The organism is Colwellia sp. E150_009 (assembly GCF_053543955.1).
This window is the reverse complement of record NZ_JBHFOM010000037.1, coordinates 14,099-31,218: the sequence shown is the minus strand read 5'-3', so window position 1 is coordinate 31,218 and position 17,120 is coordinate 14,099. Positions and strand designations below refer to the sequence as shown.

Here is a 17,120-nt window from a genome sequence, read left to right as displayed (position 1 = left end):
AAACCCAAAACTAAGTATAGTTTTGGGTTTTATTAATTTAGTAACAATGATTTAGGTAAATAAATTAACTCATCTATTAAATATGATCTACAGCCATAATTTCATATTCAACTACACCGCCGGGGGTAACAATCTCAATTTCGCTATCGACAGTTTTTCCAATTAATCCACGCGCTATAGGTGAATTAATTGAAATTCTATTTTGCTTAATATCGGCTTCATCATCACCAACAATTTGATATTTAACCTCTTCTTCAGTGTCAATATTCAATAACGTTACCGTAGTACCAAATATCACTTTACCTGTATTAGGAATTTTTGACACATCAATAATTTGTGCATTACCAAGCTTGCCTTCAATATCTTGTATACGACCTTCACAAAAACCTTGCTGTTCACGTGCAGCATGATATTCAGCATTTTCTTTTAAATCACCATGTTCACGTGCTTCTGCAATAGCAGCAACAATTTCTGGGCGTTTAACTGTTTTTAACATATTCAACTCTTCACGCAGCACATTGGCACCGTGAACAGTCATAGGGTATTGACTCATAATTTTATAATCTTTATTGTTGCGCGATTAAAATCCAGCTACATTAATAATGCTAGAGCAGGTATTTTTCGCGCTTGTTTTAAGGTTTAAATTTTCTACAATAATCGCTTATTTACAACGCTTATGCAATTCTTGAATAGATGTTACCGTATTTCTATCATCAGCAGAATGTGCCTGACAAGCAGCAAATGCAGCGTTTAATGTTGTAGTATAAGCAACTTTATAACGTAATGCACCACCACGTAACACTTTAGAATCTTCAATAGCTTTACGCCCTTCCGTTGTGTTAATGATATAACTATATTCACTATTTTTAATTCTATCAAGAATATGTGGACGACCTTCATGTACTTTATTCACTAACCGCACAGGAATATTCGCTTCACCTAGTATAATCGCTGTTCCGTGCGTTGCATCAAGTTCATAGCCTAAAGCAACCATTTGTTTAGCTAAATCAACCACGCGAACTTTATCCGAATTACGCACAGAAATTAATGCTCGACCTGATTTAGGAACAGACTCACCTGCACCTAAATTAGCTTTGGCATAAGCTTCTTCAAACGTATTCCCTACACCCATAACTTCACCTGTTGAACGCATTTCTGGCCCAACTAACGGATCACTTCCATGGAACTTATTAAAAGGAATAACAACTTCTTTTACAGAGAAATAATCAGGAATAATTTCTTTTGTAAGACCTAATTCTTTCAGTGTTTTACCTGCCATAACGCGCGCACCAACTTTAGCTAAAGGAACTGACGTTGCTTTAGATACAAAAGGAATAGTTCGTGCAGCTCGAGGGTTTACTTCAATTAAGTAAACCTCATTATTTTTAACAGCCATTTGTGTATTCATCAAACCAACTACACCCAATTCAAAAGCTAAGTCAGTCACTTGCTTACGCATAATATCTTGAATTTCTTGACTTAAGCTATATGCTGGTAATGAACAAGCAGAATCACCAGAGTGAACACCCGCCTGTTCAATATGTTGCATAATACCGCCAATAACAACATCTGTACCATCACAAATAACGTCAATATCGACTTCTATAGCATCGTCTAGGAAGTGGTCAAGTAACACAGGTGAATCATTTGATACACTTACCGCTTCTGTCATATAGCGACGTAAATCATCTAAATCATACACAATTTCCATCGCACGACCACCTAATACATAAGATGGGCGAACCACTAATGGAAAACCAATAGCCTCAGCTTTAGCCATCGCTTCTTCAAGAGAAGTAACGGTAGCATTTTCAGGTTGTAATAAGCCTAAACGATCTACAGCTTGTTGGAAACGTTCTCTGTCTTCTGCACGGTCAATAGCATCAGGCGAAGTACCAATAATAGGGACTCCTGCGGCTTCTAACGCACGTGCTAATTTAAGCGGGGTTTGACCACCGTATTGCACGATTACACCTTTTGGTTTTTCAATGCGAACAATCTCTAACACGTCTTCGAAAGTGATCGACTCAAAGTATAAACGATCTGACGTATCATAATCGGTAGAAACGGTTTCAGGGTTACAGTTAACCATAATGGTTTCATAACCATCTTCACGTAGGGCTAATGCGGCATGAACACAACAATAATCAAATTCAATACCTTGTCCAATGCGATTTGGCCCACCACCTAAAATCATAATTGATTCTTTATCAGTAGGGTTTGCTTCACATTCTTCATCGTAAGTTGAATACATATAAGCCGTGTCAGAGCTAAACTCTGCCGCACACGTATCAACACGTTTATACACAGGAAAAATATTAGCTTTATGACGTTTCTTACGAATTTCTGCTTCGGCAACACCAATAACATCAGCGAGACGAGCATCAGAGAAGCCTTTACGTTTAAGTTTACGTAAATAATCATCGGTTAGTATTTTTAAACCGCCTTCTGAGACTTTACTTTCTTCTAAAACAATATCTTCTATTTGAACAAGGAACCAACGATCAATTTTGGTTAAACGGAAAATATCGTCAACTGAAAGCCCCAGACGGAATGCATCAGCAATGTACCAAATACGATCTGAACCTGCTTCTTGCAATTCGTGCATTATTTTTGTTTTCGCACCTGGTTGTGTAACATCAACCATTGGGTCAAAACCATTTACGCCCACTTCAAGGCCACGTAACGCTTTTTGCATAGACTCTTGTTGATTACGACCAATCGCCATAACTTCACCAACAGATTTCATTTGAGTAGTGAGTCGGTCTTCACTACCTGCAAATTTTTCAAAGTTAAAACGTGGAATCTTAGTGACAACGTAATCAATGGTTGGCTCAAATGACGCAGGTGTTTTGCCACCAGTAATATCATTCGTTAATTCATCTAATGTGTAGCCTACCGCTAATTTAGCAGCGATTTTAGCAATTGGGAAACCTGTTGCTTTTGACGCTAAGGCTGATGAACGAGATACACGAGGGTTCATCTCGATGATAACCATACGGCCAGTATCAGGACATACACCAAATTGTACGTTTGAACCACCCGTTTCAACACCAATTTCACGAAGTACCGCAAGTGATGCATTACGCATGATTTGGTATTCTTTATCCGTTAATGTTTGTGCTGGGGCAACGGTAATAGAATCACCCGTATGAATTCCCATAGGGTCAAAGTTTTCGATTGAACAAATAATGATACAGTTATCATTTTTGTCACGAACCACTTCCATTTCATATTCTTTCCAACCAATTAATGATTCATCAATCAATAATTCTGACGTAGGTGATAAATCTAAACCACGCGTACAAATTTCATCGAATTCTTCACGGTTATAAGCAATACCACCACCTGACCCCCCCATAGTAAATGATGGGCGAATAATACAAGGGAAGCCGATACGCTTAGACGTTTCATGTGCTTCATCCATTGAATGCACAATTTCAGCGCGAGGACATTCAAGTCCAATGTTTCTCATTGCTTTATCAAAACGCTCACGGTTTTCAGCTTTATCAATAGCATCAGCGGTGGCACCAATCATTTCAACGTTAAATTCTTTTAACACGCCTTTTGCTTCTAACTCTAGCGCGCAGTTTAAGGCTGTTTGGCCACCCATTGTAGGTAGTACGGCACAAGGACGTTCTTTTTCAATAATTTTTCTAACAACTTCCCAATGAATAGGCTCGATATAAGTAGCATCTGCCATATCCGGATCTGTCATGATGGTTGCAGGGTTAGAATTAACTAAAATAACTCGGTAACCTTCTTCACGTAATGCTTTACAAGCCTGCGCGCCTGAATAATCAAATTCACAAGCTTGACCAATAACAATCGGCCCTGCACCTAAGATCAAGATACTTTTTAAATCGGTTCTTTTTGCCATGTCACTATTCTCTCTTATCTTCTCTTGTCAAGGGTGGGTTTAAGCTTGGTCTACTTTACTTTCGGCTTTATATTCATTAATTAGATCAATGAAATGATCGAACAATGGTGCTGCGTCGTGTGGTCCAGGACTTGCCTCGGGATGACCTTGAAAGCTAAACGCTGGTTTATCTGTACGGTGAATACCCTGTAATGAACCATCAAATAATGATTTATGCGTTACGCGTAAATTGGTTGGCAAATTGTCCTCATCAACAGCAAAACCATGATTTTGTGACGTAATCATTACCACATCACGAGCAAAATCTTTTACTGGATGGTTAGCACCATGATGACCAAATTTCATTTTAATAGTTTTGGCACCACTAGCTAAACCAAGTAGTTGATGTCCTAAACAAATACCAAAAACTGGTATATCTGTTGTTAAAAATTCTTTAATAGCTGTAATTGCATAATCACAGGGTTCAGGGTCACCAGGACCATTTGACAAAAAGATCCCATCAGGATTCATTGCTAAAACATCCTTGGCAGACGTTTGTGCTGGCACTACTGTTAATTTGCAACCGCGATCTACTAACATACGTAAAATATTGCTTTTCGCACCAAAATCATAGGCAACCACATGAAAGTCAAACTTTTCTGACTCAGAGAAACCTTTTCCCATAGGGCTACCTAACGACCAGCTACCTGATGTCCACTGATATATCTCTTTTGTAGAAACCACTTTAGCCAAGTCCATTCCTTTAAGGCCAGGAAATGCTTTTGCTTGTGCTAACGCATTATCTTGTGCCGCCGGTAAGCTGTCATCGCTGACATCATCAAGTGTTAGAATACAGCCATTTTGCGCGCCTTTTTCTCGTAATACACGAGTCAATTTACGGGTATCAATATCGGCAATACCTAAAATATTATTGCTAACCAAGTATTCGCTTAAACTTTGTTCACTTCTAAAGTTACTTGCTAGTAATGGTAAGTCTCTGATAACTAAACCTTTGGCAAAAATAGTGTCTGACTCTTTATCTTCACAGTTTGTTCCTGTATTACCAATATGTGGGTAAGTCAGGGTGATAATTTGCTCTGCATAGGAAGGATCAGTTAAAATTTCTTGATAGCCTGTCATTGAAGTATTAAATACTACTTCACCAACAGCCGTTCCCGTTGCACCAATTGCGGTGCCTTTAAATACAGTACCGTCTTCCAGTACTAAAATAGCAGATATAGCCAATGTAACCTCCAAAAAGAAGAAAAGAATGCAACACATATATTTTAAAGGTCATTTAGAGCACTTTAAAATTTCCTTTAAAATAAATGCAAAACAATCACAAAATTTGCACATAAAAAATGTCAAAAACCAGCTTTCCGCTAAACTTTTGACAAAATCCACTTATTTTACGCTTGTAGCTTCCTTACGTCTAGTAAAAATTTTATAAAATGATGTTTTTATGTGATTAAATCATTTTTAACCACGAAACACCTAAAAACAGTAGTTATCTATTACTTTAACCCTAAAACATCTTGCATATCGTAAAAACCATTATCAGCTTCACTCAACCAAAATGCGGCTCTCATAGCCCCTAAAGCAAAAGTCATACGAGAACTAGCTTTATGTGTAATTTCTATACGTTCACCTAAATCAGCAAAGAATGCGGTGTGCTCTCCTACAATGTCCCCTGCCCTTACCGTAGCAAAACCTATTGTTTCTTTATTTCTTTCACCCGTTATACCTTCTCGGCCATACACTGCGCACTTATTTAGATCTCGCCCTAATGTATCGGCTATCACTTGCCCCATTTTTACAGCAGTGCCTGAAGGTGCATCTTTTTTAAATCTGTGATGCGCTTCAAATATTTCTATATCAGTATGGTCACCAATTGCTTTGGCTGTCACTTCAAGTAACTTAAACATTAAATTTACACCTACTGATGTATTGGGTGCCAATACTAAAGGGATTAAATTACTTGCTTTTTTTATCTGGATAATTTGTTCATCGCTAAAGCCAGTTGTGCCTATCACTATTGCTTTATTATGCTTTTGACACCAATTAATATTTTCAAGTGTTGCCTCTATTGAAGTGAAATCAATAAAAACATCTGCATTAGTTAACTGACTTAACTCAGTTGAAGCCGTTAACCCTATAGCGCCAATACCCGCCAATTCACCTAGGTCAAACCCAACAAAAGAGGAACTTGTGCGAACACTACCGCCAACCAATTCAATATTTTCATGTTCATGGGCTGCTTGAATAAGATTACGCCCCATACGGCCACTACAACCTAAGATAGCTACTTTTACTTTCATTTTTTTCTCTATTATTAAATTATTTACTAATAAACTATGACTATTAGACTATTGCTACCCTCTGCTTAAGAACAATTCATTAATCAATTAACTCAAAGGGAAAGTTTAATACGATTAAATTATCTAATTCATGGGAAACCACATTAATTATCTTCAATTGATTACCAATTAAAATTACATGATATATAGCGCAAAAATCAGCAAACGTTTCTCCTTGTTCATCAATGAACGTCCAATGAATACAGGCTAATAATACATGGTCAGTTACTAATGAGTAACTTGCTTCTCTTGCGAGAATATCGCGGGTATTAGCTTGCTTTAATTGGCTAAAAATAGTCTCTAACTCTTGAATACACTCAGCTTTTTTTTCCAGTAACACCACTTTATCTGGAGTATGTAACGTGCAAGGTAAGTGATAGTATTCTACAACATCATTAAGTTTATACTGTTTAAATGCCGTTATATATTCATTAAATAAGCTGACAATTTTTTCCGTTTGCACTTTTACCCTCATCCATTTATATCAATTAAAAAAAAGCCCTCAAATGAGGGCTTTTAAAATAGCTAAACTAGCTAACGACGCTTAGTAACTCAACATCAAAAACTAAGGTTGCATAAGGAGGTATTGCACCTTGTGAACCTTGTTCTCCGTAAGCTAAGTTATATGGAATGGTTAATTTCCACTTACTGCCTTCAGTCATTAACTGTAACGCTTCTGTCCAGCCTGCAATAACACCGCCCACTGGAAATTCTGCTGGCTGACCACGTTCTACAGAACTGTCAAACACATCACCATTAGCAAAAGTACCGTGATAATGAACACGTACAGTACTTGCCGCCGTTGGTTTTTCGCCATCACCTGTTGTAATAACTTCATATTGTAAACCTGACTCTGTTACAGTAACTTCATCACGTTTAGCATTTTCAGCTAGAAAAGCTTCACCTTCAGCTGCTTTTTCTTTAGCAATAGCTTGTTCTTGCTCTTGCAATTTTTTAGAGACTACTGAGAAAGCATCATTTAAATCTTCATCTGATACTTGGCTATCGGCATTAACTAAGGCATCAGCAATACCGGCTTGCACTGCGGTAACATCAAAATCTTTAAATGGGTTGTTACGCAATTGATCACCTAACTGACGACCTACACCATAGCTTACACGTTGTTCTATCGTTTCGAACTTGTTTTCAGACATAACTTTCACTTATTTTTAAATTAATAGGAATTAAATAATTCGCGAGAGTTTATCATAAACCTTTACGGGTATGTAGGGGGCAAGCATGGCTATTTGTTCTTTTTTATAAGCGAATGAATGCAAAACATTACTTCACACATCGATGATTTAACGAATATAATGAGTTAGCAATTTACATAAAGGGTCATCACACCCTAATAAGAATATAATTTATGACCACAACAACGGCTGCAACAGAGTCTACACCAGCTAAAAAAAAACTATTAGCGCTACTACCTTTTGCTGTATTCCTTGGTATATTTTTAGGCACAGGTATAATTCTCACGTTTCAAGGCAGTGATTTTGCTTTTTATCAACTCCCTGCGAGTATCGCTATTATTCCAGCTGTTTTTGTTGCTATTTTTTTAGGCAAAGTCGTTAATAAGGAGCCGATTGAAAAGCAAATAGGACAGTTTATTAGTGGTGCTGGCCACGCCAATATCATTACTATGTGCATTATTTATTTGCTTGCTGGTGCATTTGCTAGCGTAGCAAAAGCAACGGGGAGTGTAGATGCGAGTGTTCAGCTAGGTTTAGCTATTTTTCCAACTTACTTGTTGTTGCCAGGGGTATTTTTAGTCGCTGCTTTTTTATCCACTGCAATGGGGACATCCATGGGGACAATTGCTGCTATTGCCCCCATTGCGCTAGGATTTATTGAATCAGCGGGTATTGATTCGGCTTTAATCGCAGGTTGCTTAATTTCAGGCGCCATTTTTGGTGATAATTTGTCTATCATTTCAGATACCACCATTGCTTCAACTCGAAGCCAAGGCGCGCATATGAAAGACAAATTTAAAGTAAACTTTAAATTTGCTATACCTGCCGCAATTATTTGCCTCGTTATTTTTGCTACTTTGGGCCAAAACATCGATTATGAAATGACAAGCGATCCAGCTGTTTTTGGACTCATTCCTTATATGGTTATTCTAGTGCTTGCATTATCAGGCGTAAATGTCTTTGTCGTACTTTCTTTAGGTATAGTATTAGCAGCCGCTATTGGCATACTAACAAATGATTACCAATTATCAGCTTGGATTAGTGACATCAACTCAGGTTTTTCTAGTATGCAAGATATTTTTATTTTGTCTTTATTTATTGGTGGGTTAAGTGAGTTAATTCGTCATCAAGGTGGGCTGTCTGCTTTAACAAAAGCAATTGAGTCATTGGCAAGAAGATTAAGCCCTAAAAATAAAAAACGTGCTGCTGGCCTAGGTATTGCGGGATTAACCTTTGGTTGTAACTTTTTTACGGCTAACAACACTGTCTCAATTATCATTACAGGTGAAACTGCAAAAGAATTAGCAACTGACGGAGAGCTAACACCTGCGCAATCCGCTAGTTTACTAGATATATTCGCCTGCATTAACCAGGGGTTGTTACCTTACGGCGCACAAGCGCTATTATTAGGTACCACCCTAGGGATATCACCCTTAGCAGTAATTTCTCATGCGTTTTATCCAATGATCTTATTTTTTACTGCAGGCATTGCTTTTTGGAAAATGACTAAAGCTAGCGTTTAATTTCAGCTAGCTTTCGCACTGGTAGTTTGGTTGGAATTTGATTTAATCAAATTTGAGACTAATAATTTATGTTTTATTCTTTGATTAATGTACTGCTATTTTTTGTTACGCCATAAATATCATCGGGATTAAAACCTAACGTTATATGAAAATCTTTGTTTTTCAATAGAAAGTGTTGACGAATCATCTGAGCATCATTACTTTGTGCAACAATAAAATATGTTTCTTTGTTATCTAATTGTACATTACCTAACCCAAGTAGTGTGACATTAACCTCGCCTGAAAAGCTGCCATTGATAACGTCTAAAGACAATAGTTTTTCAATGTCTGTTTTGTCTGCAACTTGATACTCGGGTGGGCTAATTATAGTCATATGAAATAATTGATGATCACGCGCTGCTTGCCGTTCACGGTATTGTTGAAAATTCGCGCCAAGTATAGACTCTAGCTTAGCTAAATATGGCTGTAACTCTGCGCGGCTTACAGTGGCACCTATATATTCTTGTCCTCGGTTATCACTCAACTTAGTAATTTTCAAGCGTAATGTTTTGCTAATTCGTCTTGTTTGTTGCTCTTCTACGTCATTTAATGATTGAAGTGCCTTAGCTTGTTGACTAGTCAATTCGGCTTTACCTGCACTATTAGGTTCAGCTATAGCGCGTGTTTGCATACAGATCAGTAATACTACAATACAAAATTTATACATGGTCAATAAAGCTTTTTTTATGTTATATATTTAGAAAATTGAATATTAATGGTACTTTGCTAATAGCGCTACTAAATCATCTTCTGTTAATACAGCAACGCCTAAATCTTGCGCTTTGGTTAGTTTTGAGCCTGCTTTTTCTCCCGCCACTAAAAAATGCGTTTTGGCTGAAATGCTGCCAGAAACTTTAGCGCCTAATCGTTGCAGTGCAGCTTTCGCTTCAGTTCGCCCCATTTGACTTAACGTGCCAGTTAACACAAATGTTTGTCCTGATAAAGGGAGTTCATCTACTGATTTTACAACAATATCAGGCCATGTCATTTCTGCACTTAATGCCATGATCACAGCCAAATTATGCTCTTCTTTGAAGAAATTAATGATATTTTTAGCAACAATTTCACCAACATCATCAACGGTTTTTAATGCCTCAAAGTTTGCCGTTTGTATTGCAGATAAGGTACAAAAATGATTCGCTAAGTTCGTCGCTGTTGCCTCACCTACTTCCCTAATACCAAGTCCATAGATAAATTTAGCTAAAGTTGTTTCTTTTGCCTTGTCAATGGATGCAATGAGTTTTTTTGCTGATTTAACCCCCATACGATCCATAGTACTTATGTCTGTTTCGGTTAATTTAAATAAATCTGCAGGTGTTGAAATTAATCCTTCATCAACAAGCTGTTCTACTAATTTATCACCTAAACCATCAACGTCATGCGCTTTTCGTGAAGCAAAGTGTTTAATTGCTTCTTTGCGTTGTGCTTGGCAAAACAAGCCTGCAGTGCAACGCAATACCGCTTCTCCTGCTGCACGAGCCACTTTTGAATTACACACAGGGCATACTGTAGGAAACACAATATCTTTAGCATCATCATTACGCTTTTCAAGTACCACAGAAACAATTTGAGGTATTACATCTCCCGCTCTACGTACAATAACAGTGTCACCAATTTTTAAACCTAAACGTTCAATTTCATCTTGATTGTGTAAAGTCGCATTTGAAACAGTTACTCCCCCAACAAAAATTGGCTTTAAACGCGCAACGGGCGTTATTGCACCAGTGCGCCCTACTTGAAATTCAACATCATCAACGATGGTTAATTCTTCTTGTGCTGGAAATTTATAAGCCATTGCCCAACGTGGTGCTCGGGCGACAAAACCAAGCCGTTCTTGTAAGGCAATATCATCAACTTTTAGAACGGTACCGTCTATTTCATAAGTTAATTTGTCTCGCTTATTAAGGATATCTTGATAAAAAGCCAGTACTTCCTCTTGGCTCTCTAACAAGCGAACTTCAGGACACATAGGTAAACCTAACGATTTAATCTGACATAAACGTTGATAGTGTGAATTTTTTAAAAAGGTTGCTTCACTTCCATTTAGAACATTACGCTTAAGTGCACTAACAAAACCAAATCCGTATGCATAAAAATCTAAATTGCGTTTAGCGGTAATTTTTGAATCTAACTGGCGTAAACTACCTGCTGCGGCATTACGAGGGTTCGCAAAAGTTTTCTCCCCCTTTTTAATTGCCGCTTTATTTAATTGTTCAAAACTCGCTTTTGGCATAAAAACTTCACCACGAACTTCTAAAATATCAGGATAATCAATATCACATTCCCCCATAAGCTTCAGGGGAATAGATTTAATTGTTCTAATATTTTCAGTGATGTTTTCACCTGTAGCGCCATCACCACGGGTAGCCGCTTGTACTAACATACCCTGTTCATAACGTAAACTAACCGCCAAACCATCAAGTTTTGGTTCAGCACAAATAACTAAATTTTTATTACTTCCCAACCTGTCTTGAATACGTTTGATAAATGCATCCCATTCTTCAACAGAAAAAACATTATCCAGAGATAGCATAGGTACTTGATGAGTCACTTGAGTAAATACTTTAAGTGCTTCACCGCCTACTTTTTGGCTAGGTGAATCAACAGTTTTTAACTCTGGATGCTCTTTTTCAATAATCAGTAATTCGCGTAATAATCTATCATATTCAATATCAGGTACGCTGGGTTTATCAAGTACATAGTATTGATAATTATAATGGTTTATTTCTTGATGAAGTTCCTTTACTCGTGCTGATAAGGGGTGTATAGACTTGGTTGTTGACATAGATAATTAACTCGATAAAACAAAGAAAAGCGCAATAGCGTTACTGTTTCTATTACTCTAAAAACAGCACTTAATATATAGATTATTATTCAACACTAGCAAGGCGATATTGTCGGTCAAATTCGCGTATTTTACTTATATAATGTTGTTCTGTTTGCTTGGTCATTACATTACGTTTGTCATCAAGTAACTGCGCATTAAATTCTGCGGCTAATTGTTTAGCTGCTGACAACATTTGTTCAAACGCGGCAAAAGGATCACCAGCGTTAGGCAATGTCATAAATAAACTAACCCCTTGCGTAACAAAGGTTTCCATCGTATCTAAATCAAACGAACCAGGGTTCAGCATATTTGCCAAACTAAAGGTAACAGGGCCGTTACCCGCATTGTCTTGATGCCGATGAAAAATATTCATGTCACCATACTTCATGCCCAACGTTAATACACTGGGTAAAAGCGCGGCTCCTGACATTTGGTGGTTTTCAGGCATCACTACACTTAAAATAATAACTTGTGTATCAGGTGCAAGCTTATCAACCTTCTTAGCTGGCGTTGATTCTTTAGCTGGTGTATCTATCTCATCAACATTCACATTGGGTACTGGCTCATCAGCGGTGAGCCCTTCACCAAAATTGATTTCTATTTGATTACGTTTAATCTCTGATGCTGAAGGAGTTTTTGATATAGTTTTTTTATTCACTGTTTTAGTATTTTTTACCACTGACGGTTTAGCCTTTGTAACAGGTTGTTGATACATAGGTTGCTCTAATGAGATTTTTTCTTTTACCGTTTCGTCAGTATTATTTGGATTACTTGGCTTATTATATTCAGTATCATGTTCAGATATTTGTTCTTTAGAAGAAAACCGACTATACGACTCATCATTTTGACCATTTTCTAAATGGCTGATTTCTTCAAGGCTAATCGCTTGTTCAAAGTCTTTTTCACTTTCTACTTTTGGCTCGTTTGCCTGTTTTAATATTTTAACTTGTCCTACGCCATCTTGATCAAAACCACTTCCATCAAAGTTTCTCGATATAGGTTCTACTTTGGTTTGGCTAGTTTTAAGCTTATAAGGGTTTTTCTGTTTTCTAATGGTCCACAAACCATGAATAAAAATAGCAGCAATAATAACACCGCTAAGAATAATTAATGCGTTTCTGAAATTATCTTCCATTTTTATGCCTGTCTTTTGATACTTTAAAGAAAAAGTTGGTATTTTTATTATATAGAGTAAACTCTAACAGAAACAGTGGCATTTTGTAACATGTTAGTATTGTAAATACCTTGAAACAAACTTTATAATCTATTCATTAATATCAATATGTTACTATTTATACATGCCTAATTCACACAAAAATAATTTTCACCCATCACATATTCCCCTTGCCCAAAGTGGTGCGGGGTATTTGTTTAAAGGTTTTGAGCTTATCCGATTAAAAGGGATCCGTCGATTTGTTCTTATTCCTTTATTGATTAATTTAATACTTTTTAGTTGTGCATTCTATTTTTTGTATAAAGAACTTGAATATTACATGGCTACCATAATGGCATGGTTACCAAGTTGGTTAGACTGGCTTAACGTAATACTATGGCCATTCGCAGTTATCACAATACTCATTATTTTCTCATTTTTATTTAGTACTGCCGCCAATTGGTTAGCAGCACCTTTTAATGGTTTATTATCTGAAAAAATAGAAAATATATTAGTCGGTACTACGTCCTCTGACGATAATATGTTAGCCATTATAAAAGACATTCCTAGAACCTTAGCGCGAGAATGGACAAAGCTCGCTTATTATATTCCTCGGGCTTTTGGTTTCTTCATTTTGCTATGGATACTACCCGTTGTGGGCCAAATAATTTGGTTTTTATTCGTCGCTTGGATGATGGCAGTACAATATAAAGACTACCCTTTTGATAATCATAAAATTCCCTTCAACGAGATGAAACAAGCCTTGAAAAAACAGCAAGGATTAAGTTATAGCTTTGGAGTGACTGTAACAATATTTGCCATGATCCCCATTGTAAACCTTATTATCATGCCCGTTGCAATTTGCGGTGCAACAGCGCTTTGGGTTGATCATTACCGTGACGAATTTTTGTCATCTTAGCTTTTATATCATTAGTTTTTATATCATTAGTTTTTATATCATTAATTAGCTCTATCGCACTCTATATAAAAATAATATATATTTAAACAAGTGGAATTAACATAACAGGAAGTGATGAAATGACAAAAGCACGCATGAATAAATATAGTTTGTTCGCTGGGGCAGTTTTATTGAGTGTAAACACCACAGTGTTTGCGCTGGATGCTCCTCACTCTGTTTTTATTCCTGTTATAGATAATGCACATGTTTTTGCAAATTTCACTCATGACATACCTGCTGTTTTAAATTATTTCACCTCTTCATCTGAAGATAAAATAATTGATTTTTATGAGCAAAGATTTGGTGAATCTATTTTTAAAGAAAGGAAGCGAGATCGCCTGATGTTAACTTTTAACAATGAGAATAAAACTATTCGAGTTATTATTTCTCAGCAAAATAGTAAACGCCAAGTTGATATTCTTGTGGATAAAACACCTGAGTAATTTAATAAATAGTTCACCTTGTCAGCAAAGTAAACACGATCATTTATATATTTAAGTAGAGGTTGCTATGTTGCATAATGACTTTCTTTTATGTTCAAAAATATGTGCGAATTGCGTATATTTAATCTATTAAGATAAAATGGTTATATCTTTAGTTCATGGTAAATGTATGTCAACTCGTTCAAATCAAGATAATAAAAAAGAGCTTAGTCCTTGTGTAAGGAATTGTTGTTTGGATCAAAATGACATTTGTTTAGGTTGCTACCGTCACATATCTGAAATTATAGGTTGGCAAGAGAAATCAGAAAGTGAAAAGAAAGAAATATTAGCTTGTTGTAACCAAAGAAAAAGTAAATCTTTTACGAGCTAAGTTAAGATTCATTGTATTAAATTGAAAGCGTCAAATCGAGTTTTAAACCACCCACTAGGGTTTTAAAACTCGATAAACGTTTACAAGCATAAGCTGAATAAGTCTTAACTTGATCTTTCATACTCGATTAACAGTACTCAATCAAATCTGACAGTCGCAAATGTGCCAAAAGCAGACATTACAGTTGCTACCTTTAATTGCCCAAGGCATACTCAATCTTTGGTTGGTGTTTTGGGCAAAATTTGCACCTGCTATTTATTGAAATTATTCATTATTTGGAGGAGCGATAATGAAGTTGTATCGATTTGAGAAGCTTGAAGAAGGACGATGTGACACGTTGGTTAATAAACAGTTATGGCTGGCTCGGCCAGACAAGTTCAAAGACGAGTTTGATTGTCGTATAGCAGGTCTGAGCATGCCATCTATGTCACCTGAGAGCTATCGTCTACTTAATGACTTCCTCCGAAATTACTATCACGCTGAATTTAATTATTCAGATTCAATCTTAACCAAGGATTTTGTTGAAAAGCTAAAAGAATACATATCCAAATGCTATGCTAAAGATCGGTTTCCCGCCAACTCTCCTGAGTATTTTGATGCAATATTAGGTAATGCTTATTTAGCTAATTTTTTTAAGAAAAATTTATTTAAACCTGTGGGGATTTGCTGCTTCTTTTCTGGAGATTCTGATGATCCTGAAATGTGGAATAACTATGCTGATAAACAGGGGTATTGTATTGAGTATGAATATATGCAAGATGAACGTAGTAATATTCGCCCTGTAACCTACTCTTCACGCGAGCATTGGGGAGGGAAATATAATGGAGAGTTTATTTCCGCCCGTGAACTCGCGCTTTGCCCTGAAGAAGCGTTAACTAGGTTGTTTACAACAAAAGACATTAATTATGTGCAAGAAAAAGAGTTCCGCCTTGTAGAGCCAAGAGCTTTGCAACATGAAAATGATCAAACAGGAATAGAAGTCCCATTCCCAGAATACCTTAAGCCAATAAGAGCTATTACAGGTGTCGAGTTTTATAATAACGCACAGAATTTATTGGATAAATTTGATTTAGTGATTCGTAGTCTTGATGTAGAAGTTACTTCATTTTCGCAACCAAGAAAATAAATGATGCTGTTTAGCCAATTCGCATTGTTTGCCACAGAGATTGCAATCGAATGAAATGAAAAGGACGTGATGTCCCCTGATTAATCGTTTGTCACTTCGGTATGTCCGCTAATCGCTCATAACTGCCTGTCAGGTGAATTCCAAACCTATTCATAGAAATTGTAAGATCAGATATGAGCTACTACACATAAGCAGACACAGAGTTTTCAACGTCCCATAAATTTTACTGTTCGTCTAATACAGACATCACCCATTCTGCATTGTCATTAAAAAATTGTTTATCAGCAGTACTGGTATTCTTCATTGCGGCTTTCATTTTTGTCATGTTTTTTTCCATATCAGCCAATTGCTGTTTCATTTCATCAACCATTGAGCTAGGTGCATTACTCGCTTTCATCTGCGCTATATTCTGTTTAAGCATTTGCATCATAGAGTCAATATCAATGCCTTGAGGCATATTTTGCATTTGATAGTTCATCAAACCGCCCATAACACGCATAGCCACATCATAATATTCGTCAACATTTGAAAAACCATGCTGATCTAACATTGATTTGATTTTAGGGTAGGCTTTTGAATGTTTAAGCTGAGCTATGATTTTGTCGGGCTGATATAAATCAAAGTCTTCAAGTGATGATAATTCAGGATAATTAACTTCTAAAGCTTCCCATTGTTCTGACATGTGTTGAAACGACATGATTAATTCTTTGGTTAGTACTTTCTCTGCTTGGCTAGCAGCTGAAAAAGTAATTAACACTAACATCATAATTATACTTAATCTGTTCATATTAATATCCTTTTATATTGCGTATTTGTGGAAATTCAAACATATTTTACGTTCATAGCAAGATAAAGTAAAAAGCAACTTTGTGCTATGGTAAACTATCAGGCAATATTCGGCTCAGTGATGTATTCAGTGAACCATTAGAAACATTTAAAACCTATCTGTATAAGTACTTATTCAAGGCGAACCATGAAAAAAACATTTTTATTAACTCATAAAAAAATCAAAACACCAAGACTGATTGATTCCATTAAACATGAAGTAAAAAAATACTTGAAAAGAGAAAGAAATAAGCCATTACCTGATGGTGCCGACTTTTGGGATTTTGACTGTAAATATGGGCATACTCAAGACAAAGCTGAAGTTATTCATGTTTCAGCACTCAATAAAAGTATTGATGATGCGGCTCAGCATAAATTAGAAAGTTTTTATTTAGAAATTTTAGCAAAACCCGCAAATAGAAAAGAAAAACCACTAGAGGATTAAAG

Annotated in this window: 16 protein-coding genes; 6 read left to right on the top strand and 10 right to left on the bottom strand. The window is 36.5% G+C overall.

The features are described 5' to 3' along the window. Window positions 1-76 precede the first annotated feature (76 nt). The 6 genes from greA to ACE1OF_RS14805 form a co-directional block, all read right to left on the bottom strand. The gene (greA, locus tag ACE1OF_RS14830) at window positions 77-553 is read right to left on the bottom strand and encodes a transcription elongation factor GreA (protein WP_448895425.1); all 477 of its coding nucleotides are present in this window, start codon (window positions 551-553) and stop codon (window positions 77-79) included. A gap of 108 nt (window positions 554-661) precedes the next feature. Next, window positions 662-3,880 carry a carbamoyl-phosphate synthase large subunit gene (carB, locus tag ACE1OF_RS14825; RefSeq protein WP_448895424.1) on the bottom strand — a complete coding sequence of 1,073 codons (3,219 nt, stop codon included), beginning with the start codon at window positions 3,878-3,880 and terminating at the stop codon, window positions 662-664. Window positions 3,881-3,919: 39 nt separating this feature from the next. After that, window positions 3,920-5,104, bottom strand: coding sequence for a glutamine-hydrolyzing carbamoyl-phosphate synthase small subunit (gene carA, locus ACE1OF_RS14820; protein ID WP_448895423.1), 1,185 nt, complete (start codon window positions 5,102-5,104; stop codon window positions 3,920-3,922). Between the two features lie 269 nt (window positions 5,105-5,373). Beyond that, on the bottom strand, window positions 5,374-6,177 hold the full coding sequence (gene dapB / locus ACE1OF_RS14815; protein ID WP_448895422.1) for a 4-hydroxy-tetrahydrodipicolinate reductase: 804 nt from the start codon (window positions 6,175-6,177) through the stop codon (window positions 5,374-5,376). A 79-nt stretch (window positions 6,178-6,256) separates the two neighbouring features. After that, the gene (locus ACE1OF_RS14810) at window positions 6,257-6,679 is read right to left on the bottom strand and encodes a hypothetical protein (protein WP_448895421.1); all 423 of its coding nucleotides are present in this window, start codon (window positions 6,677-6,679) and stop codon (window positions 6,257-6,259) included. Between the two features lie 67 nt (window positions 6,680-6,746). After that, complete coding sequence (locus ACE1OF_RS14805; RefSeq protein WP_448895420.1) at window positions 6,747-7,370, bottom strand: FKBP-type peptidyl-prolyl cis-trans isomerase; 624 nt, start codon at window positions 7,368-7,370, stop codon at window positions 6,747-6,749. 212 nt (window positions 7,371-7,582) lie between these two features. On the opposite strand from ACE1OF_RS14805, the gene ACE1OF_RS14800 reads away from it, so the two are divergent. Next, on the top strand, window positions 7,583-8,932 hold the full coding sequence (locus ACE1OF_RS14800) for a Na+/H+ antiporter NhaC family protein (RefSeq protein WP_448895419.1): 1,350 nt from the start codon (window positions 7,583-7,585) through the stop codon (window positions 8,930-8,932). Between the two features lie 73 nt (window positions 8,933-9,005). On the opposite strand, the gene ACE1OF_RS14795 is transcribed toward ACE1OF_RS14800, so the two are convergent. The 3 genes from ACE1OF_RS14795 to zipA all read right to left on the bottom strand — a co-directional run bounded on the left by ACE1OF_RS14795 (window position 9,006) and on the right by zipA (window position 12,933). Further along, complete coding sequence (locus tag ACE1OF_RS14795) at window positions 9,006-9,638, bottom strand: hypothetical protein (protein WP_448895418.1); 633 nt, start codon at window positions 9,636-9,638, stop codon at window positions 9,006-9,008. A 45-nt stretch (window positions 9,639-9,683) separates the two neighbouring features. Then, on the bottom strand, window positions 9,684-11,756 hold the full coding sequence (gene ligA / locus ACE1OF_RS14790) for an NAD-dependent DNA ligase LigA (protein ID WP_448895417.1): 2,073 nt from the start codon (window positions 11,754-11,756) through the stop codon (window positions 9,684-9,686). Between the two features lie 85 nt (window positions 11,757-11,841). Further along, a complete protein-coding gene (zipA, locus tag ACE1OF_RS14785) occupies window positions 11,842-12,933 on the bottom strand; it encodes a cell division protein ZipA (RefSeq protein WP_448895416.1) in 1,092 nt (363 codons plus the stop codon). Between the two features lie 163 nt (window positions 12,934-13,096). Between zipA and cysZ the strand changes: the two genes are divergently transcribed. From cysZ to ACE1OF_RS14765, 4 genes are all read left to right on the top strand, one after another. Continuing rightward, complete coding sequence (gene cysZ / locus ACE1OF_RS14780; protein WP_448895415.1) at window positions 13,097-13,870, top strand: sulfate transporter CysZ; 774 nt, start codon at window positions 13,097-13,099, stop codon at window positions 13,868-13,870. Window positions 13,871-13,989: 119 nt separating this feature from the next. Further along, window positions 13,990-14,352, top strand: coding sequence for a hypothetical protein (locus ACE1OF_RS14775; RefSeq protein ID WP_448895414.1), 363 nt, complete (start codon window positions 13,990-13,992; stop codon window positions 14,350-14,352). Between the two features lie 169 nt (window positions 14,353-14,521). After that, window positions 14,522-14,722, top strand: a complete 201-nt coding sequence (locus tag ACE1OF_RS14770; protein WP_448895413.1) for a DUF1289 domain-containing protein — start codon at window positions 14,522-14,524, stop codon at window positions 14,720-14,722. A 289-nt stretch (window positions 14,723-15,011) separates the two neighbouring features. After that, window positions 15,012-15,848: a hypothetical protein gene (locus tag ACE1OF_RS14765; RefSeq protein ID WP_448895412.1), complete on the top strand. Its 837-nt coding sequence runs from the start codon at window positions 15,012-15,014 to the stop codon at window positions 15,846-15,848. 223 nt (window positions 15,849-16,071) lie between these two features. On the opposite strand, the gene ACE1OF_RS14760 is transcribed toward ACE1OF_RS14765, so the two are convergent. Beyond that, on the bottom strand, window positions 16,072-16,635 hold the full coding sequence (locus ACE1OF_RS14760; protein WP_448895411.1) for a hypothetical protein: 564 nt from the start codon (window positions 16,633-16,635) through the stop codon (window positions 16,072-16,074). Between the two features lie 186 nt (window positions 16,636-16,821). Here ACE1OF_RS14760 and ACE1OF_RS14755 point away from each other — a divergent pair, with 186 nt between their 5' ends. After that, window positions 16,822-17,118: a DUF6172 family protein gene (locus ACE1OF_RS14755; RefSeq protein ID WP_448895410.1), complete on the top strand. Its 297-nt coding sequence runs from the start codon at window positions 16,822-16,824 to the stop codon at window positions 17,116-17,118. The last annotated feature ends 2 nt before the right edge of the window (window positions 17,119-17,120 follow it).

What these genes read in the sequence shown, in the direction of transcription:
- greA (WP_448895425.1), bottom strand. Translation starts at nt 553, where the DNA reads ATGAGTCAATACCCTATGACTGTTCACGGTGCCAATGTGCTGCGTGAA.
- carB (WP_448895424.1), bottom strand. Translation starts at nt 3,880, where the DNA reads ATGGCAAAAAGAACCGATTTAAAAAGTATCTTGATCTTAGGTGCAGGG.
- dapB (WP_448895422.1), bottom strand. Translation starts at nt 6,177, where the DNA reads ATGAAAGTAAAAGTAGCTATCTTAGGTTGTAGTGGCCGTATGGGGCGT.
- ACE1OF_RS14805 (WP_448895420.1), bottom strand. Translation starts at nt 7,370, where the DNA reads ATGTCTGAAAACAAGTTCGAAACGATAGAACAACGTGTAAGCTATGGT.
- ACE1OF_RS14800 (WP_448895419.1), top strand. Translation starts at nt 7,583, where the DNA reads ATGACCACAACAACGGCTGCAACAGAGTCTACACCAGCTAAAAAAAAA.
- ACE1OF_RS14795 (WP_448895418.1), bottom strand. Translation starts at nt 9,638, where the DNA reads ATGTATAAATTTTGTATTGTAGTATTACTGATCTGTATGCAAACACGC.
- ligA (WP_448895417.1), bottom strand. Translation starts at nt 11,756, where the DNA reads ATGTCAACAACCAAGTCTATACACCCCTTATCAGCACGAGTAAAGGAA.
- zipA (WP_448895416.1), bottom strand. Translation starts at nt 12,933, where the DNA reads ATGGAAGATAATTTCAGAAACGCATTAATTATTCTTAGCGGTGTTATT.
- cysZ (WP_448895415.1), top strand. Translation starts at nt 13,097, where the DNA reads ATGCCTAATTCACACAAAAATAATTTTCACCCATCACATATTCCCCTT.
- ACE1OF_RS14775 (WP_448895414.1), top strand. Translation starts at nt 13,990, where the DNA reads ATGACAAAAGCACGCATGAATAAATATAGTTTGTTCGCTGGGGCAGTT.
- ACE1OF_RS14770 (WP_448895413.1), top strand. Translation starts at nt 14,522, where the DNA reads ATGTCAACTCGTTCAAATCAAGATAATAAAAAAGAGCTTAGTCCTTGT.
- ACE1OF_RS14765 (WP_448895412.1), top strand. Translation starts at nt 15,012, where the DNA reads ATGAAGTTGTATCGATTTGAGAAGCTTGAAGAAGGACGATGTGACACG.
- ACE1OF_RS14760 (WP_448895411.1), bottom strand. Translation starts at nt 16,635, where the DNA reads ATGAACAGATTAAGTATAATTATGATGTTAGTGTTAATTACTTTTTCA.
- ACE1OF_RS14755 (WP_448895410.1), top strand. Translation starts at nt 16,822, where the DNA reads ATGAAAAAAACATTTTTATTAACTCATAAAAAAATCAAAACACCAAGA.